Annotated in this window: 21 protein-coding genes and 1 riboswitch; of the genes, 5 read left to right on the top strand and 16 right to left on the bottom strand. The window is 70.0% G+C overall.

Going from position 1 to position 20,975, the window contains the following annotated elements:
* Positions 1-5 precede the first annotated feature (5 nt).
* The 3 genes from TSH58p_RS25975 to TSH58p_RS33700 all read left to right on the top strand — a co-directional run bounded on the left by TSH58p_RS25975 (position 6) and on the right by TSH58p_RS33700 (position 1,549).
* Positions 6-461: a GNAT family N-acetyltransferase gene (locus TSH58p_RS25975; protein ID WP_109069160.1), complete on the top strand. Its 456-nt coding sequence runs from the start codon at positions 6-8 to the stop codon at positions 459-461.
* Positions 462-562: 101 nt separating this feature from the next.
* Positions 563-1,231, top strand: a complete 669-nt coding sequence (locus tag TSH58p_RS25970) for a glutathione S-transferase family protein (RefSeq protein ID WP_109069161.1) — start codon at positions 563-565, stop codon at positions 1,229-1,231.
* Between the two features lie 147 nt (positions 1,232-1,378).
* Positions 1,379-1,549, top strand: coding sequence for a hypothetical protein (locus TSH58p_RS33700; RefSeq protein WP_199230076.1), 171 nt, complete (start codon positions 1,379-1,381; stop codon positions 1,547-1,549).
* A gap of 36 nt (positions 1,550-1,585) precedes the next feature.
* Here the strand turns inward: TSH58p_RS33700 and chrA are convergent, their stop codons facing one another.
* From chrA to TSH58p_RS25950, 4 genes are all read right to left on the bottom strand, one after another.
* Positions 1,586-2,977, bottom strand: a complete 1,392-nt coding sequence (gene chrA, locus TSH58p_RS25965; protein ID WP_109069162.1) for a chromate efflux transporter — start codon at positions 2,975-2,977, stop codon at positions 1,586-1,588.
* A gap of 94 nt (positions 2,978-3,071) precedes the next feature.
* Positions 3,072-4,445, bottom strand: coding sequence for a sensor histidine kinase (locus TSH58p_RS25960; protein ID WP_199230077.1), 1,374 nt, complete (start codon positions 4,443-4,445; stop codon positions 3,072-3,074).
* Complete coding sequence (locus tag TSH58p_RS25955; protein WP_109069163.1) at positions 4,442-5,101, bottom strand: response regulator transcription factor; 660 nt, start codon at positions 5,099-5,101, stop codon at positions 4,442-4,444. The genes TSH58p_RS25960 and TSH58p_RS25955 overlap by 4 nt, the downstream gene beginning before the upstream one ends.
* A gap of 5 nt (positions 5,102-5,106) precedes the next feature.
* Positions 5,107-5,487: a PepSY domain-containing protein gene (locus TSH58p_RS25950; RefSeq protein ID WP_247895547.1), complete on the bottom strand. Its 381-nt coding sequence runs from the start codon at positions 5,485-5,487 to the stop codon at positions 5,107-5,109.
* Positions 5,488-5,638: 151 nt separating this feature from the next.
* Between TSH58p_RS25950 and TSH58p_RS25945 the strand changes: the two genes are divergently transcribed.
* Positions 5,639-5,845, top strand: coding sequence for a DUF6494 family protein (locus TSH58p_RS25945; protein WP_109069165.1), 207 nt, complete (start codon positions 5,639-5,641; stop codon positions 5,843-5,845).
* Positions 5,846-5,965: 120 nt separating this feature from the next.
* Here TSH58p_RS25945 and TSH58p_RS25940 read toward each other — a convergent pair whose 3' ends face one another.
* From TSH58p_RS25940 to TSH58p_RS25915, 6 genes are read right to left on the bottom strand one after another with little or no spacing between them, the layout of a single operon-like run.
* Entirely contained in the window at positions 5,966-6,733 is a 768-nt protein-coding gene (locus TSH58p_RS25940; RefSeq protein WP_109069166.1) for a 3-oxoacyl-ACP reductase, read from the bottom strand.
* 17 nt (positions 6,734-6,750) lie between these two features.
* Entirely contained in the window at positions 6,751-7,728 is a 978-nt protein-coding gene (locus tag TSH58p_RS25935; protein WP_109069167.1) for an ABC transporter substrate-binding protein, read from the bottom strand.
* A 7-nt stretch (positions 7,729-7,735) separates the two neighbouring features.
* On the bottom strand, positions 7,736-8,485 hold the full coding sequence (locus TSH58p_RS25930) for an ABC transporter permease (RefSeq protein WP_109069168.1): 750 nt from the start codon (positions 8,483-8,485) through the stop codon (positions 7,736-7,738).
* Positions 8,482-9,252 (bottom strand): ABC transporter ATP-binding protein, encoded by a 771-nt coding sequence (locus tag TSH58p_RS25925; RefSeq protein ID WP_204165724.1) that lies wholly within the window; start codon positions 9,250-9,252, stop codon positions 8,482-8,484. The genes TSH58p_RS25930 and TSH58p_RS25925 overlap by 4 nt, the downstream gene beginning before the upstream one ends.
* Before the next feature lie 10 nt (positions 9,253-9,262).
* Positions 9,263-10,726 carry an acyl-CoA reductase gene (locus TSH58p_RS25920; RefSeq protein WP_247873931.1) on the bottom strand — a complete coding sequence of 488 codons (1,464 nt, stop codon included), beginning with the start codon at positions 10,724-10,726 and terminating at the stop codon, positions 9,263-9,265.
* Entirely contained in the window at positions 10,723-11,802 is a 1,080-nt protein-coding gene (locus tag TSH58p_RS25915) for a long-chain fatty acid--CoA ligase (protein ID WP_109069216.1), read from the bottom strand. Before TSH58p_RS25915 ends, TSH58p_RS25920 begins: the two co-directional genes overlap by 4 nt.
* 76 nt (positions 11,803-11,878) lie before the next feature.
* Positions 11,879-12,008, bottom strand: a riboswitch (TPP riboswitch).
* Between the two features lie 127 nt (positions 12,009-12,135).
* Here TSH58p_RS25915 and TSH58p_RS25910 point away from each other — a divergent pair.
* On the top strand, positions 12,136-13,860 hold the full coding sequence (locus tag TSH58p_RS25910; RefSeq protein ID WP_109069171.1) for a DUF5672 family protein: 1,725 nt from the start codon (positions 12,136-12,138) through the stop codon (positions 13,858-13,860).
* A gap of 16 nt (positions 13,861-13,876) precedes the next feature.
* Here TSH58p_RS25910 and TSH58p_RS25905 read toward each other — a convergent pair whose 3' ends face one another.
* From TSH58p_RS25905 to TSH58p_RS25880, 6 genes are all read right to left on the bottom strand, one after another.
* Positions 13,877-15,160, bottom strand: coding sequence for an acetylornithine deacetylase/succinyl-diaminopimelate desuccinylase family protein (locus TSH58p_RS25905; RefSeq protein ID WP_109069172.1), 1,284 nt, complete (start codon positions 15,158-15,160; stop codon positions 13,877-13,879).
* Between the two features lie 73 nt (positions 15,161-15,233).
* Positions 15,234-16,238, bottom strand: coding sequence for a formate dehydrogenase subunit gamma (locus TSH58p_RS25900; RefSeq protein WP_109069173.1), 1,005 nt, complete (start codon positions 16,236-16,238; stop codon positions 15,234-15,236).
* Between the two features lie 170 nt (positions 16,239-16,408).
* Positions 16,409-17,044, bottom strand: a complete 636-nt coding sequence (gene fdh3B, locus TSH58p_RS25895; protein ID WP_109069174.1) for a formate dehydrogenase FDH3 subunit beta — start codon at positions 17,042-17,044, stop codon at positions 16,409-16,411.
* Positions 17,045-17,069: 25 nt separating this feature from the next.
* The gene (locus TSH58p_RS25890; RefSeq protein ID WP_109069175.1) at positions 17,070-19,988 is read right to left on the bottom strand and encodes a formate dehydrogenase subunit alpha; all 2,919 of its coding nucleotides are present in this window, start codon (positions 19,986-19,988) and stop codon (positions 17,070-17,072) included.
* Between the two features lie 28 nt (positions 19,989-20,016).
* Positions 20,017-20,232, bottom strand: a complete 216-nt coding sequence (locus TSH58p_RS25885; RefSeq protein WP_109069176.1) for a twin-arginine translocation signal domain-containing protein — start codon at positions 20,230-20,232, stop codon at positions 20,017-20,019.
* Positions 20,222-20,902 (bottom strand): molecular chaperone, encoded by a 681-nt coding sequence (locus tag TSH58p_RS25880; RefSeq protein ID WP_109069177.1) that lies wholly within the window; start codon positions 20,900-20,902, stop codon positions 20,222-20,224. The genes TSH58p_RS25885 and TSH58p_RS25880 overlap by 11 nt, the downstream gene beginning before the upstream one ends.
* Positions 20,903-20,975: the final 73 nt, after the last annotated feature.

Here is a 20,975-nt window from a genome sequence, read left to right as displayed (position 1 = left end):
GCGTCATGCCGGCAGAGGACGGCTTGCGCATCAACATTCGCTTCGCCACGGCGGCCGACGGGCCGCGCTGCGCCGACATCTTCCTGCACGGGCGCCGCGCCGCCTTCTCCTGGCAGCCCGAGGACCGCTTCGGCCTGGACGACTATTACGACTGCGTGGACGGGGAAGAGGTGCTGGTGGCGGAAGCCGGCGGCGGCGTGGTCGGCTTCATCTCCGTCGATGTGGCGGACCGCTTCATCCACAACCTGTTCATCGCCCCGCTGTGGCGCGGGCGGGGCATCGGCAGCGCGCTGCTGCGCGAGGCGCTGACCCTGCTGCGCGGCTCCGCGGAACTCGCCTGCGCCTCGCGCAACGCGGCGGCCCGCGCCTTCTACGAGCACAACGGCTGGACCCCGGTCCCCGCCGCCGAAAGCGGAGGGGATGCCGACCCCCTGGTGGTCTACCGCAAATCCGCCCTTTGACACCCTCTCGGCACGGTTAATCCATAAGCCGAAGGAGCGGCGTCACAGGCCAAAGCGCAGACTGTTTTCCACGCTCCCCATACGCTACAGTCCGGCCCGGCATGCGGACACTCCATCACCACCCCCTCCATCCCTTGTCCCGCGTCGCGCGGGTGATGCTGGCCGAGAAGGGTCTCCCCTTCGAATCGGTCATCGAGAAGCCGTGGGAACGGCGCGAGGATTTCCTGATGCTCAACCCCGCCGGCGAGCCGCCGGTGCTGGTGGAGGAGGACGGAACCGTCGTGGCCGGCGGGCTGCCCGTTCTGGAGTATCTGGAGGAGGCCTATCCCGACGTGGCCCTGATGCCGCGGGAGGTGGCGGCCCGCGCCGAGGTGCGCCGGATCGTCGACTGGTTCACCCGGACCTTCGACCGCGAGGTGACCGAGAATCTGGTCGGCGAGAAGCTGATCAAGCGGCTGTCCGGCCAGGGCCATCCCTACGCCCCGGCGATCCGCGCCGGTCTGGCGAACATCCAGTACCACATGGAATACATCGCCTTCCTGTCGGAACGCCGCCCCTGGCTGGCCGGCTCCAACTTCACGGTGGCCGACATCGCGGCGGCGGCGGCGCTGTCCTGCGTCGATTACGTGGACAACGTCCCGTGGGACAAGGTGCCGGAGGCGAAGGACTGGTACGCCCGCATCAAGTCGCGCCCCAGCTTCCGCGGCCTGCTGTCCGACAGCATTCCCGGCTGCCCGCCACCCCGCCATTACGCCGACCTGGATTTCTGACTTTTCCCACGCTCTCTGCGGGAAAATCCATATCAGGGCTCTCGCGACTCGATCTGTCCGAGCGGGATAGGCCCCGCCAGAAGGTGGAACCCCATCCGTACCGGTCTGTTTCGCTTTGGTTGCAGAACGGTTGAGGAGGATGGGGGCATGGCCCAACACGACTACGTGCGTCACACGCTCGATTGCCTGGAGGAGGCGCAAGCGGCCCTGCGGCTTGCCCAACGCAAGGGCCAGATCGCGCCGGAGGACGAGGTCCAGCTGTCCCGCCGCCTCGAAGGAATCACCGAACGCATCGCCCAGGTTCAGGAGATGCATTGAACCGGACCCGGCGTAGCCTGCGGCGACTCCGTCGCCTCAGGCTACGCCCGCCATGCGCAGCGCCACGCCGGCCAGCGCGCAGGCGCCCAGGGTGGGCAGCATCCCCGCCTTGAAGCGGAACACCGCCAGCACCGCAGCGACGGTCAGCGCCAGGGCGGGCAGGTTGACACTGGCGAGAACGGGCAGGTCCAGCCTCATCCCGGCGACGGACACCGCTTCCAGGCGGGCGAACAGCGTGTGCAGGGCGAACCACAGCGCCAGATTCAGGATCACCCCGACCACCGCCGCGGTGATCGCCGACAGGGCGGCGCCGAGCATCCGGTTGCCGCGCAGCGCCTCGACATAGGGCGCGCCGAGGAAGATCCACAGGAAGCAGGGCACGAAGGTGACCCAGGTGGTCAGCAGCCCGCCCAGCACCCCGGCCAGCAGCGGCGGCAGCGCCCCCGGATCGCGCAGCGCGCCGAGGAACCCCACGAACTGCACCACCATGATCAGCGGCCCCGGCGTCGTCTCCGCCATGCCCAGCCCGTCCAGCATCTCGCCGGGATAGAGCCAGCCATAGGTCTCCACCGCCTGCTGCGCCACATAGGCCAGCACGGCGTAGGCGCCGCCGAAGGTCACCACCGCCATCTTGGAGAAGAAGACGGCGATGCCGGTGAAGGTGTTGTCCGGCCCCAGCGTCAGCAGCAGCGCCAGCACCGGCCCCAGCCACAGGGCGAGGCACACCGCCCCGACGCGCAGCGACCAGCCGGTCGAAGGGCGCGCGTGGTCCGGCGTCCCCTCCCCCAGCAGGCTGGTCCGGTTGGCGGACGGGCCCGGCCCGTGCGGCACCGGCCGGAAGGCGGAGACGCCCAGCCGCGCCCCGGCCAGCCCGATCAGGGCGGCGGTCAGGATGATCAGGGGGAACGGGACGTCGAAGGCGAAGATCGCCAGGAAGGCCGCCGCCGACAGGGCGACCATCGCCCCGTTCTTCAGCGTGCGCCGCCCGACGCGGACCACCGCCTCCAGCACGACGGCCAGCACCGCCGCCTTCAGCCCGAAGAACAGCCCCTGCACCGGCCCGGTGTTCCCCAGCGTCGCGTAAAGGAGGCTGAGCGCCATGATGGCCAGCGCGCCCGGCAGAATGAACAGGATACCGGCGATCAACCCGCCCACCGTCCGGTGCATCAGCCAGCCGATGTAGACGGCCAGCTGCTGCGCCTCCGGCCCCGGCAGCAGCATGCAGTAGTTCAGGGCGTGGAGGAACCGCTCCTCCCCGATCCACTTCTTCTCGTCCACCACGACGCGGTGCATCATGGCGATCTGGCCGGCCGGCCCGCCGAAGCTCAGCGCCGCGATCCGCGCCCAGACGCGCACCGCCTCCCACAGGCCCACCCCATGACCGGTGGCGTCCGCACCGGTTCCGTTGGCGCTGTCCACCGGGGTCATCCGTCGTCTCCTAGGACCGGCAATTGGGGCAGCATTCAGACCATAACGAACGGCCCGCCGCCAGCGGGGAGATGTGACAGGATTGTTGCGCGGGTCAGGGCGGTGGCGCCGCCGGCAGCACCAGCTCCACCCGCAGGCCGCCGAGCGGCGAATTGCCCAACCGCAGGTCGCCGCCGTAGAGCCGCGCCACGTCGCGCACGACGGCGAGGCCGAGGCCGCTGCCCGGCGTGCTCTCGTCCAGCCGCACGCCGGGGGCCAGCACGGCGTCCCGCCGGTCGGCGGGCAGGCCCGGCCCGTCGTCCTCCACCACCACCGCCAGCATGCCGCCCGCCTCCAGCCGCGACGCGACCTCCACCCGCGACCCTGCCCACTTGAAGGCGTTGTCCAGCAGGTTGCCCAGCATCTCGTCGAGATCCTCGCGCTCCCCGGCGAAGACATGCTCGCGGGGGACGCGGACGGTGACGGCCACCCGGCCTCCACCCTGAAGCTTCTCCATCACCCGCGCCAGCGCCGCGGCGCTGGCGGCCACCGGTGTGGCGACGCCGGGCAGGCCGCGGGCGGCGGCGGCGCGGGCGCGGGCCATGTGGTGGTCGATGTGGCGGCGCATCTCCGCCACCCGCCGGGCGATGGCCTCCCCCTCCGCCTCGTTCGCCAGCACGGCGAGGTTCGTCTTCAGCGCGTGGGCGAGGTTCCCGGCCTGGAGCCGAGCCCGCACCACCACCTCCTCCGAATGGTCCAGCAGGGCGTTCAGGTCGTCGAGCAGCGGCTGCACCTCGCGCGGGGAGTCGCCACCGAAGCGCTTCCTGCGCCCCGCCCGCACGGCGGCCAGCTCGGCGCGCAGCCGCACCAGCGGGCGCAGGCCCACCGACACCTGGACCACCGCCGCACCGATCAGCGCCAGCGCCAGCGCCCCCAGCGACAGCCACAGAACCCGGTTGAAGTCGGCCACCACCGCCCGCAGCTCCGCCTCGTCCTGCGCCACCGCCATGCGCAGCGGCGCGGTTCCGTTGGGGAAGGTCACGGCGCGCTCCAGCACCGACAGGTGGCGCCCGGCGGGGCCGACGACGCTGTGGCGGTGGATGTCGCCGTCCGCGACCTCGTCCGGCGGCAGGGCCAGCGCCTCGTCCCACAGGGAGCGGGAGCGCAGGAGCGGTGCATCCCCCGGCCCCACCTGCCAGTACAGCCCCGACAGCGGCCGGCGGAAGCGCGGGTCGCCGAGCGGCTGGCGCAGCACCGGCGCGCCGTCCGCCCCCAGCTCGGTCAGCGCGGCGAGCTGGTCGAGATGGTTGGTCAGCTCCGCCTCGAAACGGCGGGCCACATGGTCGCGGAACAGGCCGGACAGCACCAGCCCGGCCAGCGCCAGGGCCAGCGCGATCCACACCGCCGCCCCGGCCAGCAAGCGGAAGCGCAGCGATCCGGTCAGTCCTCCCCCGCCCCGGATGGTCCTGCCCCGGACGGCCCCGCTCACGGAGCCTCCAGCTTGTAGCCCAGCCCGCGCACGGTCTTGATGAGGTCGGCGCCGAGCTTGCGGCGCAGGCGGCCGACGAAGACCTCGATGGTGTTGGAATCGCGGTCGAAATCCTGGGCGTAGATGTGCTCGGTCAGCTCCGTGCGGGAGACGAGCTGGCCCTTGCGGTGCATCAGGTAATCGAGCACCCGGAACTCGTGCCCGGTCAGGTCCACCGGGCGCCCGTCCAGCGTGACCCGGCCCGAGCGGGTGTCCAGCACCACCCCGCCGCAGGCGATCTCCGCCGAGGCGTGCCCCTTGGAGCGGCGGATCAGCGCCCGGATGCGGGCCAGCAGCTCCTCCATGCTGAAGGGCTTGGCCAGATAGTCGTCGGCCCCGGCGTCGATGCCCTGGACCTTCTCCGTCCAGGCGCCGCGGGCGGTCAGGATGATGACCGGTGACGCGATCCCCTGCGCGCGCCAGGAGCGCAGCACCGTCAGCCCGTCCACCCGCGGCAGGCCGAGGTCGAGAACAATGGCGTCGTAGGGTTCGGTCTCGCCGAGGAACTGGCCGTCCTCCCCATCGGCGGCGCGGTCCACGGCGTAGCCCTCGCCCTCCAGCCGTTCGGCGAGCTGGCGGGCGAGCGCCGGATCATCCTCGACGACGAGCAGACGCATGGCGCTCACCTCTTCCCATGATGGCCGCCCTCGCCCTTCCCGTTGCGCCCCCGCACCCGCAGCAGGTCGCCGGTGGCGGCGTCGTACTTCAGCTTCAGGACGCGGCCTTCGGCGGTGATGGTCTTGATCTCATAGACGATCTGCCCGTCCTCATCCTCGAACTCGACATCCAGGATGTCACCGGGGAAATCGGCCTGCGCGCGGGCCACGATGGCCTCCAGCGGCAGCGCCCGGCCTGAACGGAACGCCTCCCGCGCCCGCTCATGGTCGCGGTCGTCGTCGGCCGCCGCCGGCAGAGTGACGCCAGGGAGGGCGGCGCCAAGGAAGGCCAGGGACAGCAGGACGGCGCGGGCGGCGTTCATGGTCGGAACCGGCAATCGGGGCACGGGAAGACAGGTCCAGTTAGCACAAAGCCGCCTGAACGGCACCTGAATGGACCGCAACCGGCGGCCATGGCCGGCGGGGTGCGACAAGGACGCGGGACAAAGCGTTGCCGCGACGGTTGTCTTCGGGAGCGATCAGAGAGGGAGGAGCATCATGGATCACGACACCTTCAACATGGGCATCCGGAAGTACCTGAAGGTCGTCGGCGTCACCTCACAGCGCGAGATCGAGCGCGCCGTGACCGAAGCGATCGAGGCCGGAAAGCTGAAGGGCAACGAGACGCTCCAGGCCCGCGTCGTGCTGACCATCGAGGGCATCGGGCTGGAGCATGAGATCAAGGGGGAGATCGCGTTGGAATAGGGGGGCGCCAACACAGGTTCCCCCACCCAACCCTCCCCCCGCTGGGCGGGGGAGGGCTCACAAAACCTCCCTCCCCCGCCCAGCGGGGGAGGGCCGGGGTGGGGGCAACGGCGCCCGCACTCACCCCATCACCAACCCGCCATCCACATACAGCACCTGCCCCGTCATGAAGCGGCTCCAGCCGGACGCCAGGAACAGCACCGGGCCGGTCACGTCCTCCGGCGTGGCGATGCGGCGCAGCGGGGTCTGGGCGACGATGGCGTCCTTCACGTCCTCCTTCGTCGCCCGGCTGGCGTCGGTGGGGTAGACCAGCCCCGGCGCCACGCAGTTGACGCGGATGCCCAGCGGCCCCAGCTCCGCCGCCAGATTGCGGCTGAATCCGACCAGCGCCGCCTTGGCCGTGGTGTAGTCGTGATAGGGCACGGTGGGACGGGCCACGAGGTCGGTCGCCATGTTCACGATGCTGCCGCCGGGCCGCCGCCGCATCACCGGAAGCACCGCCCGGCAGACGTTGTAGGTGCCGAGCAGCGCCCCATCCACCTGCCCTCGGTAATCCGCCCACTCGGTGTCCCAGAACAGCTTGCGCTTCTCCGGGTCGAAGGCGTAGGGGCGGAAGGCGTTGTTGACCACCACGTCGATCTTGCCGAACTCCTCCGCCGTGCGCTCCACCATGCGGTTCACCGCCTCGGCGTCGGTCACGTCGGCCTGGACCGCCCAGGCGTCGCCGCCGGCTTCCCGGCAGGCCGCCGCCACCGCCTCGGCGGCCTCGGCGTTTTGCAGGTAGTTGACGGCGACGGCCGCCCCCTCCGCCGCGAAGGCCCTGGCGATGGCGGCGCCGATGCCGCGGCTGGCGCCGGTGACGAGGACGGTCTTGTCGCGGAAATCCATGGTGGGCCAAGCCTTCCTTACTCGGGGATCAGGTCGGACCGGACCAGCTTGGACATGTCGAGGTCGGTCCCGATCAGGCCGAGTTGCTTGAAGGTGTCGGCCCCCTTCTGCATCAGGTCCGGATCGAAGTGGCCGAGTCCCTTGGCCTTGGTCGTCTCCGACACGCTGGAGGCGTTGCGCAGCTTGATGATGGCGAGGTTGGTGGCCTCGTCGCGGCCGTTGATGGCGCGGGTCACGGCGAGGCGGGCGGCCTCCTCCGGCTCGGCGATCATCCAGGCGGCGCTGTCGCGGTAGGCGGCGAGGAAGCGCTTCAGCACGTCCTTCTTCGTCCGGTAGGTCTCCTCCGTCACCACGAAGATGTCGGAGGGCAGGTTCAGCGTGTCCTTGACCTCGATGACGTTGATGTCCTTCAGCCCCTTCTGCATCCCGACATGGAGGCCGGTGTCGGTCGCCGCGGTGGCGTCCACCTGCCCCTGGATGACGGGGGCGAAGTTCAGCAGCCCGGTCACCTCCATGGTCACGTCGCTCTCGCTCAGCCCGACCTGATGCAGCAGCACCTGGAGGTTCTGGCGGGTGCCGCTGGACAGGCTGTAGACGCCGATGCGCTTGCCCTTGAGGTCCTCGGGCCTGGTGATGTTGCGCTCCTTCGGCGACACCACGTTGAAGACGTTCTGCGGGTAGATGTTGTAGATGGCGATCAGCTTCTCGCCCTTGTCGAGGGCGAGGTAGAAGGAGGCCGGGTCGGTGAAGGCCACGTCGGCCTGACCGGTCAGCATGTTCTGGATGGCCGAGCCGCCGCCGGTCCCCGGCACATAGCCGAGATCGATGCCCTTGGCCTTGAAGAAGCCCTTGTCCGGCTCGGCCAGCAGGTTGGTGATCTCGCTGATCGGCTGGCTCCAGCCCGCCACGGTCACCTTGTCGAGCGCCAGCGCGGGGGAAGACAGGAGCAGGGCGGAAACGGCGACGGCACCCAGGGTGCGCAGGAACCCGAACATCGTGTGATTATCCTTTCCACGGACGGCGCAGCAGCCACCGCTCAAGCCCGGCGGCGGCCTGATAAACGATCATGCCCAGCACCGTGATGACGATGAATAGGGCGAACATCATGGTCGAATCCATCATCCCCTGCGCCGCGATGATCGAGGCGCCCAGCCCCTGCCGGCCCCCGATGAACTCGCCGACGACGGCGCCGACCAGCGCCAGCACCACGGCGACGCGCAGGCCCGCCAGGATCACCGGCAGGCCGGAGGGGATCTTCAGGCGCAGCAGGGTTTGCAGGCGCGTCGCCCGCAGCATCCGGAACAGCTCCCGCTTGTTGGGATCGACCTGTTGAAGGCCGGTCATGGTGTTTTCCAGCAGCGGGAAGAAGCAGATCAGCGCCGTGATGACCACGGTGGAGGTCATGCCGAAGCCGAACCAGACGATGAACAGCGGCCCCAGCGCCAGCTTCGGCACCACCTGGCTGGCGAGGATGTAGGGGTAGAACAGGCGGCGCAGCACCGGCACCTCGGCCAGCAGCACCCCGGCGAGGAAGCCCACGGTGCAGCCGGCGGCGAGGCCCATCGCCATCTCCGCTGTGGTCACCCAGAGGTGCGGCAGCAGATAGCCGCCGGCCAGCCCGTCCCACAGCGTGCGCAGCACCGCCGAGGGCAGCGGCACGACCAGGGCCGACACCCCCGCCGCCCGGCAATAGACCTCCCACCCCGCCAGAAACAGGATAAGCAGCAGGGCGGAGGCGAGGCGGACCCTCACGACGCGCGCTCCAGCGCCACGCCGGGTTCCGCGCCGTCCATGGCGCGGCGAAGCTCCAGGCACAGGGCGTTGAAGCGCGGGCTGTAGCGGACGTCGCGCCCGCGCGGGCGGGCCAGCGGCACCGGCAGGGCGTGGCGCAACCGCCCGCCCTCCATCACCGCCACCCGGTCGGCCAGATAGACCGCCTCCGCGATGTCGTGGGTGACGAACAGCACGGTGGTGCGGTGCCGGGCGCAGAGCTTCAAGAGGTCGTTCTGCAGCTCCTCCCGCGTGATGGCGTCGAGCGCGGCGAAGGGCTCGTCGAGCAGGAGCAGCGGCGGCTCGGTGACCAGCGCGCGGGCCAGCGCGACGCGGCTCTGCTGCCCGCCCGACAACTGGCTGGGGTAGCGCCCCTCGAGTCCGGTCAGGCCGACGAGGTCCAGCAGCTCCTCCGCCTTGCGGCGGTCCGCCGGCTGCGGGCGGCGCGTCAGCGAGACGGGCAGCAGCAGGTTGTCGAGCACCGTCCGCCAGTCCAGCAGCGTCGGCGCCTGGAAGACGAAGCCGACCTGGGCGCCCGGCCCCCGCACCGGCTCCCCCTGGATGCGGACGGTTCCGGTCGAGGGGGCCAGCAGCCCGGCGACCAGCTTCAGCAGGGTCGTCTTGCCGCAGCCGCTGCGCCCGACCAGCGCATGGAACTCGCCCTCCCCGATGGTCCAGTCGATCCGGTCCAGGATGGTGCCGCCGCTCGGGACGCCGTAGCCGGCCTGTTCGATGCTGACGAAGCTCATGGCCGGCGCCTCAATCCGTGTAGGGGGCGAAAGCGTCCGCCGCCCGTTCCGCCGAGCCTTCGATCTCGGTCATGGTGACGAGGTCCAGAAGGTTGAACCGCCCGTCATGGTGCCAGCCCGCCTCCGGTGCGGTCATGCGCCCCAGCGCGCAGAGGCGCGTCACCCCGACCGCCCCCAGCGCCCCGGCCAGCGCGAACAGCTCCTCCGGCGGCGCGGCGATGCCCACGGTCTGAAGGAAGGCGCGGTAGGGCGCAAGCCCCGGCACCGCGTCGGCCAGCCGGTCCACCGCCACAACCGTCACCGTGCGGTTCAGCCCGCAAGGCGACAGCCCGTCCGCCGCGTCGGTGTAGGCGACCGCCCAGCTTCCCGCCGGATCGCCCAGCAGGGCGCGGCCGGGGTCGGCGAAGCCCTTCGTCTCCTCCGCGTTGCGCCAGGACGCGACGCTGCCCGCCTCGCCCATCGACAGGGCGCGGCGCGGGAACTTGCTGCCGATGGCGTCCAGCTCATGCGCCAGAAAGCCGGCGAATTCGCGCGGCGACACCCGACCGCCGCGCTCCACGAAGAAGGTCTGCGGCGAGTAGCAGCCCTGCTGGTCGTAGCGCGCCACGTCGTAGGCCGCCTGCCGGGCCACCGCCCCCGCCTTCCCGGCGTCCAGCGCGGAGCGGGCGACCATGCCGAAGCTGATCTTGTGACCGTAGGGCAGGAAGCGCGTGGTGACCGGCACCCGCGCCCGGATGGCCTCAAGCGCATCGTTGCCGCCATAGGCGACCACCGTGTCGGCGCGGCCCAGCCACGCCCGCTCCGCCGCCTCGTCGCCGCCCTTCCACCAGACGATGGCGATGCAGTCGGCCAGGTCCGGGTCGATCTCCGCCAGGATTTGCGCGAACCAGCCGGCGAACAGCGGCTCGGCGCTCGGCAGCTTGCCGACCGTTCCGGCCTTGACCAGCAGGCCGGAAATCAGGCTCCACAGCGGCAGGCCCGGCACGTTGCCCGCCCAGACATGCAGCAGAAGCTCCGGCCCGAAGGCGCGGGCGAAGCCGCCCTTGGGCATCGGCTGGAAATCGTCGAGCACCGCCGGATTGGCGAAGTCCTCCGCGACGAACTTCCGAAGCTCCGGCCCGCGGAAGGTCTTCAGATAGCCGGTCAGCCCCAGCCGGACCATCTCCGCGTCGTAGCCGGTGACCAGCGGCAGCAGCCGTTCCGCCTTTTGCCGCCACGGGTCGTCGCGGTCGAGCAGCCGGGCGACGGCGCGGTCGATGGCGGCGGCGATCTCGGCGACGGTGCGGCTTTTCAGACAGGCCCGCGCGTTGGTGCGCACCCGCGTTGCCAATTCGGCGACCTGTGCCTCTCTCAGCACCGGCACCGCGACGTCGAGCGTCTCGGCGCCGCGCCGGAAGGTCAGCGTCCGCCAGTCCACCGCGTCGGCGGACAACCCCGGCAGATGCCCGGCGCGCTCCATCAAGCCTACGGTCATGGGGCCCGCGCCGCTCTGAGGAAGTCCTCGACCGCCATGGAGCAGCCCTTGGCGTCCGCCCCGTCCGCCCGGCCCAGAAGCTGGAAGCCGCCGTCCACCTCAACCCCGGCGTCCTCGGTCAGGATGGCCGACGCGCAGTTGAAATGGGCCAGATCGTGATGGACCAGCACGCCGACGCTGCCGCGCGGCACCTCCTGCCCGGTCAGCGGGTTGATGACCCGGCTGCGGATCCAGTGCGGGCCGGACTTCACCGACGGGCAGGTCTCGTTGCCGTCGTCGTAGAACTGGGTGCTCAGCTCCGTCATGCCGTACATGTTGATGCACAGCCGGCGCGGCACGCCGAAAGTGGCGGACAGGCGGCCGTAGAACTCCTCCGCCGCCATCTCCCGCGACTGGCCCTTGAAGCCGCCGGTGTCGAGGATGCGGCTGCCCGCCGGCAGGGCGAAGCGCCGCCCCCGCTCGGCCAGCGCGTCCATCAGATGCACGACGCTGAAGCTCGCCCCCAGCAGGGCATAGGGTTCGCCGGTCGCCTCGGCGCGCGACAGCGCCTCGATCGCCCCGTCCACGTCCAGCCCGGCGTCGGAGACGAAATACCGGCTCTCCGCCGTCCCGAATTCGCTCCTGGCCAGCGCCAGATAATGGGCGAGCGAGGAGTTGGGCATCGCCTGTTCGGTCGGGAACAGGATGCCCATGCGCAGCCGTTCGACGTCCCCCATGAAACGGCGGCGGAAATTGACGGTCATGGAGCGGTCGTAGACCGCCAGCGTCGGGTGGTGGCTCTTGCCCCGCACGCCCTTGGTGGTGCCGCTGGTCATGAAGACGTGCGGGCATTCCTCCGGCGGCCGTCCGCTCAGCGTCAGGTCCTTGAAGGCGCTGATCGGCACGGCGGGCACGTCGCGCCAGCTCTTCACCGTGCGCAGGGTGCGCGCCCGCTGGGTGGCGAAGCGGCGGTAGGGGACGTTGGTCTCGAACTGGTGGGCGAAGACGGCCAGCGCCATGCGGTTGAACGCCTCCTCGTCCGCCTCTCCGGCGGCGATGAAGGCCAGCAGGTCTTCGACAAGTCGGGCTTCGGTCACGTCCGCACACACCTTTTGCAGCGCCAACAAACTGTTGCCGGAGCAAGCGGTGTCTGGATGGAATGGGGGTACGCCGTGCCGCCCTTCAGTCCCGTCCCTACGCCGGTATGACCCGGATCAGGTTCGATGGGTCACCGCGTTGTCCGGATGAAAGCGCCGGACCGGCGGAGTCTCAGCCTCCTAGCGAGGCCCCCCAGGGAACACTTCGCAAGCTAAGGGACCGGCCCCCGCCCGTCAAGGATGACCGGCGCGCCGCCCGTGGCACCCCCACAACCGCCGTGATAGGATCCGCGCCCGCGGGCGGCCGACGCCGGCGGCAGAACGGGGAACGGCATGGTGAGGATCGAGGACTGCACGCTGGTGTTCGCCGACACGGCGAACAACGCCCTGGTCGAACTGGCCATACGGGACAGCCTGTCCGCCTGCCGCTTCTCCAGGGTCCTGCTGCTCTCCGACCGCGACCCGAAGATTCCGGGCGTCGATTTCCACCGCATCGCCCCGATCCACAGCATCGACGACTATTCGGACACCATCAACGTCCGCCTGCGCCGGCTGGTGACGACCGGTCATGTCCTGATCGCGCAGTGGGACGGCTTCGTCGCCGACCCGCGGGCCTGGACGGAGGAGTTCCGCGCCTTCGACTACATCGGCGCCCGCTGGGGCTGGTACGACGACGGCATGACGGTGGGAAACGGCGGCTTCTCCCTGCGCTCCGCCGCCCTGCTCGACCGGCTGCGCGACCTGCCCTTCGAAGCCGGCATCCCCGAGGACCACGTCATCTGCCGGACCGAGCGCCCGGCGCTGGAGAAGGCCGGCATCCGCTTCGCCCCGGAGGCCGTGGCCGACCGCTTCGCCTTCGAACGGACACCGGTGACGGGACCGGCCTTCGGCTTCCACGGCCTGTTCAACTTCGGCAAGGTGCTGGGGGACCGCGCGCTGGAGGAACGGATCGAGGTGATGGACGGTCCGCTTCTCGACAAGCGCGAATACACCGACCTGATGACCGGCCTCGCGCTGTCCGGACGCAAGGCCCCCTTCGCCTCCATGGTCCGCAAGCTGGTGGCGCGGCGGGACGAGACGTTCCTGCGGTCCCAGATCACCGAATGGACCGGCGGCGCGGCGCGGGACTATGTGCTGGCTCTGGCCGATGCCGTGCAGACGACGGCGGCGCCGGGGTCGCGCTGGCCGGCGGTGGCCGCGCCGCAGCGCCGCCAGCCGAAGATCTACGACTGCTTCACCTTCCACAACGAACTCGACCTTCTGGAGCTTCGCTTCCGCGAGCTGTACGACACGGTGGACCAGTTCGTGATCGTCGAGGCCAAGCAGACCTTCGCCGGCGCGCCGAAGCCGCTGCATTTCATGGAGGAACGCAACCGCTTCCTGCCCTTCCTCGACAAGGTGAAGCTGGTCGTCGCCCCCGATTTCCCGGAAACCGACAATCCCTGGGTGCGCGAGCGGGCACAGCGGAACGCCATCGCGCTCGGGCTGGACAAGGTGGAGCCGGACGACATCGTCATCGTCTCCGACGTGGACGAGATCCTGCGCGCCCGCTCCGTCGCGTCGCTGCGCGACAGCACGGCGATGATCGCCGGGTTCCGCGTGCCGCTGTTCTACTTCAAGGTCAACTTCATGAACGTGGAGGGCGAGAACTTCTCGGTCTTTCCCGTCGCCGTCCGCGGGCTGATGGCCCGGATGACCACGCCGCAGCAGATCCGCGAAAGCCGCGGCACGCTGGACCGCTACACCCCCGAGACCCGGCCCGCCTATGTGGACATCCTGCCCCATGCGGGCTGGCATTTCTCCTACATCGGCGACGACGACGCCATCCGGCACAAGATCCAGAGCTTCTCGCACCAGGAACTGAACCGCGACGACATTCTCGACGGCATCGACGTGCCGCGCTTCCTGGCGGAAGGCAGCGACATCTTCAACCGCCCCGGCTACCGCTGGCAGGCCGTGGAGCTGAACGACTACTTCCCGCCGGCCCTGCTGGCCGAGCGCGAACGCTGGGCGGACTTCATCGCCGAGGAGGTCGGCGGCCGGGTCACCTGGAAATAGGCGGCGTTCCTTCCCCTCACACCTCCCGCCGCAGCAGCGAGAGGGCGGCCATCGCCATCACCTGCGCGGAATGCACCATGTCGTCGATCCCCACATACTCGTCCGGCTGGTGGGCGAGGTCGAGGATGCCGGGGCCATAGGCGATGCAGTCCTTCAGATGGCCGACCCGCGCGATGTGCTTCTGGTCGTAGGTGCCGGGGGACACCACCTGCGCCGCCGGGCGGCCCAGCACCGTCTCGATGGCCGCCCCCACCGCCCGCACCACCGGCGCGTCGGCGTCGGTCAGGGTGGGCAGGAAGGCCAGCACCTCGCGCAGCTCGTAATCGAAGCCGGGGCGCTCGCGGCGCAGATCCTCCAGGATGCCGACGATCTCCGCCCGCACCTCCTCCGGGTCCTCCTCGATCAGGTAGCGGCGGTCGATGACCATGCGGCAGCGGTCGGGCACCATCGGGCTGGGCAACCCGCCATGGTCCTCCGGCTGGCCGCCGTGGATGGCGTTGATGTTCAGGGTGGACTGCCGCGCGCCCTCCGGCACCACCGGCATGGCGGTGCGCTTGGCGGCCAGCCGGGGGATCAGCTCCGTCTCGATCCGGTGCAGCACGGCGCCCATGTGGCGCACCGCGCAGTTGCCGAGGAAGGGCATGGAGCCGTGGGCGACGCGGCCCTTCGTCTCGATCTCCGCCCACCAGACGCCGCGGTGGCCGATGCACACGCGGTCCACGTTCAGCGGTTCCGGAATGATGACGTGGTCGACCCGCGGGCGGGAGAAGTGGCCGAGCGTGGCGAGATGCCCGACCCCGCCGTAGCCGCCGGACTCCTCGTCCACCGTGCCGGAGATCTCCAGCGCGCCGGGGAAGGGGATGCCCGCCTCCAGGATTGCCTCGACGGCGATGATCGACGCGGCGATCCCGCCCTTCATGTCGCAGGCGCCGCGGCCATAGACGCGCCCGTCCTTCACCACCCCTTCGAAGGGATCGACCGTCCAGCCCTGGCCGGCGGGCACCACGTCGATGTGGCCGTTGAAATGCACGCAGGGGCCGGGCTCGCGCCCCTCGATGCGGGCGATCACGTTTGTGCGCGGGTAGCGGTCGCTGTCGCCCGGCGCGCCCTCCGCCCGCACATACTCCACGGCGAAGCCGCGCCCGGCCAGCCGCCGCCCGAGGAACTCCGCGCAGTCGGTGTAGACGTCGCCGGGCGGGTTCACGGTGGGGATGCGGATCAGGTCGCGGGTCAGCGCGACAAGCTCGTCGCGCCGCTCCGCGATGCGGCGGAACAGCGACTCCCGTTGGTCGAGCGGCATGCATCCCCCTGCGCACAATTGGTTGCGCGGAAGGATCGGTCATGCCGGCCCGCCTGTCGAGCGGTTCCGCACCTCACTCCGCCGCATGATGCCGCAGCCGACCGTCCTGATTGGCCTGGCCGTTGCGGAGCTGCTCCTCGTACCAGCGGCGGTGATGGTCCTTGGCCCAGTTCTCGTCCACCACGCCGCTGCCCATGGCGTCGAAGGCGCCCTCCATGCCGATGGTGCCGATGTAGATGTGCCCGATGATCAGCGCGATCATCAGCGCGGCCACCACCCCGTGCGCCACGTGCAGGATCTGCATACCGCCGATCCCGGTGACCGCGAAGGGCATCATCAGCAGGAAGCCGCTGAGCGACAGCGCGAAGCCGCCGAACACCACCGCCCAGAAGACGCCCTTCTGGCCGGCGTTGAAGCGCCCCGCCTCCGGATGCTCGCCGGATTTGCTCAGCACGCCGCCGAGCGTCTTCAGCCAGACGAGATCGGCCTTCTCCGGGATGTTGTCGCGCACCCACAGCACGAAGATCATCACCAGCCCGAGCACGAAGGGCACGCTGAAGAAATTGTGCATGTACTTGCTGGCCTCGGCCAGCATCGTGAAGTTCGGGTGGCCGATCAGCGGGATCAGCAGCAGGCGCCCGAAGGTCATGATCAGCCCGGTCACCGCCATCAGCAGGAAGCTGACCGCCGTCGTCCAGTGGGCGAAGCGGTCCACGCCGCTGAAGCGCGGCACCAGACGACCCGACCGGCCGCCCTGGATGCGGATGGAGCCGCGGATCAGGTAGAAGATCGCCAGCACCGCGATCGGCCCCAGGATCAGCGCGCCGGCGATGATCTTCAGCCAGACCATGCGGAACTCGCGCCACTCCCGCCCCTCCGGCTGGACCAGGACGCCCAGCTTCTCGTCGGGGATGCTGATCCGCCCGGTCAGCTTGCCGTCCGGCGTCTGGTAGAGCTGCACCTCGTCCTTCGAGGTCGGCGAGGTCGGCCCCGGCGTCTGGTAGAACTGCGCCTGCACCGCCGGGGCGGCGAGCAGCAGAACGAACAGGACCAGCAGGGGGCGCAGGAGCTTCGTCATGGTGCGTCCTTCCCTAGAGAATGTGCGCTTTGCGGGGTGCTTGATCGGGGGACGCTTGCCCCCACCCCGGCCCTCCCCCGCTTTGCAGGGGAGGGAGTTTCGTCCCCTCCCCTGCGGCAGCGGGGGAGGGTAAGGGTGGGGGCAAAACCCCGGAGAGACCCCCCACCCGCTCAGCTCCCGCCGGTGCCCTCGCGGCCCGGGCCGAAGGCGCGGCCCCGGTCCTCGCGGCCGTAGGCGGTGGTCCAGCCCCAGGCGCCGGAGCCGTAGCCGCGGCGCACCGTCCGCTCCTTGTAGATGTCGGCCAGAACCTCGCCGTCACCGGCCATCAGCGCGCGGGTGGAGCACATCTCCGCGCACAGCGGCAGCTTGCCCTCGGCCAGCCGGTTGGTGCCGTATTTCTGGTACTCCTCCATCGTGTTGTCCGCTTCCGGACCGCCGGTGCAGAAGGTGCATTTGTCCATCTTGCCGCGCCCGCCGAAGTTGGTCGCCTGCGGATACTGCGGCGCGCCGAAGGGGCAGGCGTAGAAGCAGTAGCCGCAGCCGATGCACAGGTCCTTCGAATGCAGCACCACCCCGTCCGCCGTCTGGTAGAAGCAGTCCACCGGGCAGACCGCGGCGCAGGGCGGGTCGTTGCAATGCATGCAGGCCATGGAGATGGAGCGCTCGCCCGGCACGCCGTCCTTCAGCGTGATGACCCGGCGGCGGTTGATGCCCCAGGGGATGTCGTGCTCGTTCTTGCAGGCGGTGACGCAGGCGTTGCATTCGATGCAGCGTTCCGCGTCGCACAGGAATTTCATGCGGGCCATGAATGTCTATCCTCCCTGGGGCGCGTCAGGCCGGTTCGACGCGGCACAGCGTCACCTTGGTTTCCTGCATGAAGGTCATGGGGTCGTAGCCGTAGGTCGTCACCCCGTTGGCCGGCTCGCCCAGGACGATGGGATCGGTGCCCGGCGGGTAATTCTCCCGCAGGCTGTTGCCCTGCCAGTAGCCGGAGAAGTGGAAGGGCATGAAGACCGTGCCGGCGCCGATGCGTTCGGTCACCAGGGCGCGCATCCGCGCCTTGGAGCTGTCCTCCGGCCCGTAGACCCAGACCATGCCGCCGTCGCGGATGCCCAGGCGCTCGGCGTCCTTGGGGTTGATCTCGACGAACATCGACTGCTGCAACTCGGCCAGCCAGGGGTTGGAGCGGGTCTCCTCGCCGCCGCCCTCATACTCGACCAGCCGTCCGGAGGTCAGGATGAAGGGGAAGCGCTGGCGGATGTCGCTGTCCGCCACCTTGAACTGGAGCGAGCGGGCGAGCTGCGGCAGGCGGTAGTCGCGCCGGTCCTCGATCGCCGGATACTCCTTCACCAGCTCCGGCCGCGGCGAATAGATCGGCTCGCGGTGCAGCGGCACCGGGTCCGGCAGGTTCCAGGCGACGGCGCGGGCCTTGCCGTTGCCGTGCGGCGAACAGCCGTGCTTCAGCGCGACGCGGATGATGCCCATGGACAGGTCGGTCTGCCAGCTCACCTCGTCCACCTTGTCGCCGCCGATGGCCTGGATGACGCGCATCTCCTCCGCCGTCAGGTCCTTGTCCCAGCCCAGCTTGCGCAGCATCGCCATGGTGAATTCGGGATAGCCGTCCTCGATCTCCGACCCCTTGGAGTAGGAGCCGTCGGCGAGCAGGCTGACGCCGTTGCGCTCCACCCCGAAGCGGGCGCGGAAGACGCCGCCGCCCTCCATCACATGCTTGGAGGTGTCGTAGAGGACGGCGCAGCCGGGATGGCGAAGCTCCGGATGGCCCCAGCAGGGCCAGGGCAGGCCGTAATACTCGCCCTTCAGCGGTCCGTCGTTGGCCTGCATGGTGATCTTGTCGAAATCGGCCTGATGCTTCATGTGCATCTTCAGCCGCTCCGGCGACTGGCCGGTGTAGCCGGTGGACAGGCAGCCGCGGTTGATCTCGCGCAGGATGTCCTCCGGCACCGGGCGGGTCTCCTCCACCGTGATGTGCTTGAACATCGCGTCGGCGAAGCCGAACTTGCGGGCCAGCAGATACATGATGGTGTAGTCGTCCTTGGACTCGAAGATCGGCTCCACGACCTTCTCGCCCCACTGCACCGACCGGTTGGAGCAGGTGCGCGAGCCGTCCGTCTCGAACTGGGTGCAGGCGGGCAGGATGTAGGTGCCGTTCTTGCGCTCCTTGAAGGCGGCGAAGGTGGTCGGGTGCGGGTCGGCGATGACGAGCAGGGACAGTCGCTCCAGCCCCTTCAGCATCTCCGGCATGCGGGTGACGGTGTTGCCGCCGTGGCCGAAGACGACCATCGCCTTCAGCGGCGACGGCTGCTCGATCTCCTCCGGCTTGTAGGTGACGCCGTCGAACCAGCGGGTGGTCGGGATGCCCTTGGCCTCCATCAGCTCCTTGGAGGAGAAGCGGGCCTTCATCCAGTCGTAATCGACGTCCCAGACGCGGCAGAAATGCTTCCACGCCCCCTCGGCCAGCCCGTAGTAGGAGGGCAGGGTGGAGACGTCGAGCCCGAAGTCGGTGGCGCCCTGCACGTTGCAGTGGCCGCGGTAGATGTTGGCCCCGCCGCCGGCCGTGCCGATGTTGCCCAGCGCCAGCTGCAGGATCGACAGGGCGCGGACGTTGGCGGTGCCGGTGGTCTTCTGGGTGATGCCCATGCACCAGATGACGGTGGACGGCCGGTTCTTCGCCAGCGCCTCCGCGACGCGGTAGAGCTGCTCGCCGGGAACGCCGCTGACCCGTTCCACCGTCGCGGGGTCCCACTTCTTCACCTCGGCGCGGATCTCGTCCATGCCGTAGACGCGCCGGCGGATGTAGTCCTTGTCCTCCCAGCCGTTCTCGAAGATGTGCCAGAGGATGCCCCAGGTGACCGGGATGTCGGTGCCGGGGCGGATGCGCACATAGTCGGTGGCGTGGGCGGCGGTGCGGGTGAAGCGCGGGTCGATGACGATGAAGGGGGCGCGGTTGTGCTCCTTCCCACGCAGCATGTGCGGCAGCGAGACGGGGTGGGCCTCCGCCGGGTTGCCGCCGATGATCAGCAGCGCCTTGGCGTTCTGGATGTCGTTGTAGCTGTTGGTCATGGCGCCGTAGCCCCAGGTGTTCGCCACCCCGGCGACCGTGGTGCTGTGGCAGATGCGCGCCTGATGATCGACGTTGTTGGTTCCCCAGAAGGCCGCCAGCTTGCGGAAGAGATAGGCGCCCTCGTTGGAGAATTTGGCCGAGCCCAGCCAGAAGGTGGCGTCCGGCCCGGACTGCTGGCGGATCTCCAGCAGCTTGTTGCCGATCTCCTCGATGGCCTGGTCCCAGGAGATGCGCTGCCACTGGCCGTCCACCAGCTTCATCGGGTACTTCACCCGCCGCTCGCCCTTGGTCAGCTCGCGCACCGAGGCGCCCTTGGCGCAGTGCGCGCCCTGGCTGATCGGGCTTTCCCAGCCCGGCTCCTGCCCGGTCCAGACGCCGTTCTGCACCTCCGCGATCACCGTGCAGCCGACGGAGCAGTGGGTGCAGACGTTCTTGCGGGTGACGACCTCGACGTTGGGCAGGGTCGGCCCGGCCTCGGCCTTCCGGATCATCGCGGCGGGCAGCGCGCCCAGCGCCGCCATGCCCCCGGCGGCGAGGCCGGAGGTTTTCAGGAAGCCGCGGCGGTCGACGGTTTCCCCCAGCCCGGCGGTGCCCGCCGACAATCCGTTCAGGCGGCGGGCGAGGGGGGCGCGGGTGGCGGCGGTTCCGGCGTTGCGCTTGACGAGCATGGGGCGGCCCTCTGGATCAAAGTCGCGGTCAGAGTCGGTTCAGCGCGTAGAAACGCTTCACATGGTCGGTTTCGCGGTAGCGGGACTTCACCTGCTCCTGCCGCGATTCCTCCGCTTCCGCCGGGGCGGCGCGCAGGGTGGCGGCCGCGGCGGCGGCCCCCGCCGCCCCCAGCCCGAGGCCCTTCAGCAGGCTGCGGCGTTCCAGTCCGGTCTTGCCGGCTTTCGGGTTGTCGTCACGGTGCATGGATCGTGCCCTCCCGCTGGTCGGCCCCGCGCGCCGCAGCCGGTGGGGCGTGCGCGATCATCGCGAAGGCGTTGGTCTCGATGTCCAGGAACAGCCGCCCGAAGGTGCCCAGGGGCCGGTAGAGATGCGCCGCCGACGCCTCCTCCAGGTCCTGGAAGAAGCGGCCTGCCCAGGAGGCGAGGTGGCGCTCGAAGAAGCGCTTCTGGCGCGGCAGGTCCGGCTCGCCGTCCGCCGTGCCGACGGTCCCGGCGGCCAGCGCGCCCATGATCTCGGCGATGGCGGCGATGTGGTCCTCCGGCTCGCTGACGCCGGGGGCGCGCTCGATGCCCAGCGCCTGCATGTCCTCGCGCAGGAGCGCCAGCGGCCGGTCGATCAGGAAGCCGGTGCGGTAGTAGGAGGCGAAGGGAACCAGCTCGCCCCGCGTCACGCCGATGAACAGCTCATGATACTCGCGCTCGGCCCGGTGTTCGCCGTCCGGATCGTCGGCGAGCGAACGGGCGCGTGCGGCGAGATCGCTGATGGCCCGGCCCAGCGGCGAGCCGTCCCCGGCCAGCGCCCCGATGGTGCCCAGCAAGTCGCGCGACGGCGGACGCGCCAACAGATGGGCCAGCAGGCCATACGCCTGCGCCCGCAGCCGGTCCGCGTCGTCGATGATGGCCGTTTCCGCCATGCCCTTGCCCCGCTTCGCCTTTTCCGTGGCCGGTTAAGGTCCGGCTCATCAGGCACAACAGCGGGAATGCACA

Origin of the sequence: Azospirillum sp. TSH58 (genome assembly GCF_003119115.1) — a bacterium.
Taxonomy (GTDB): Bacteria; Pseudomonadota; Alphaproteobacteria; order Azospirillales; family Azospirillaceae; genus Azospirillum.
This window is presented reverse-complemented; position numbering and strand designations above follow the sequence as displayed.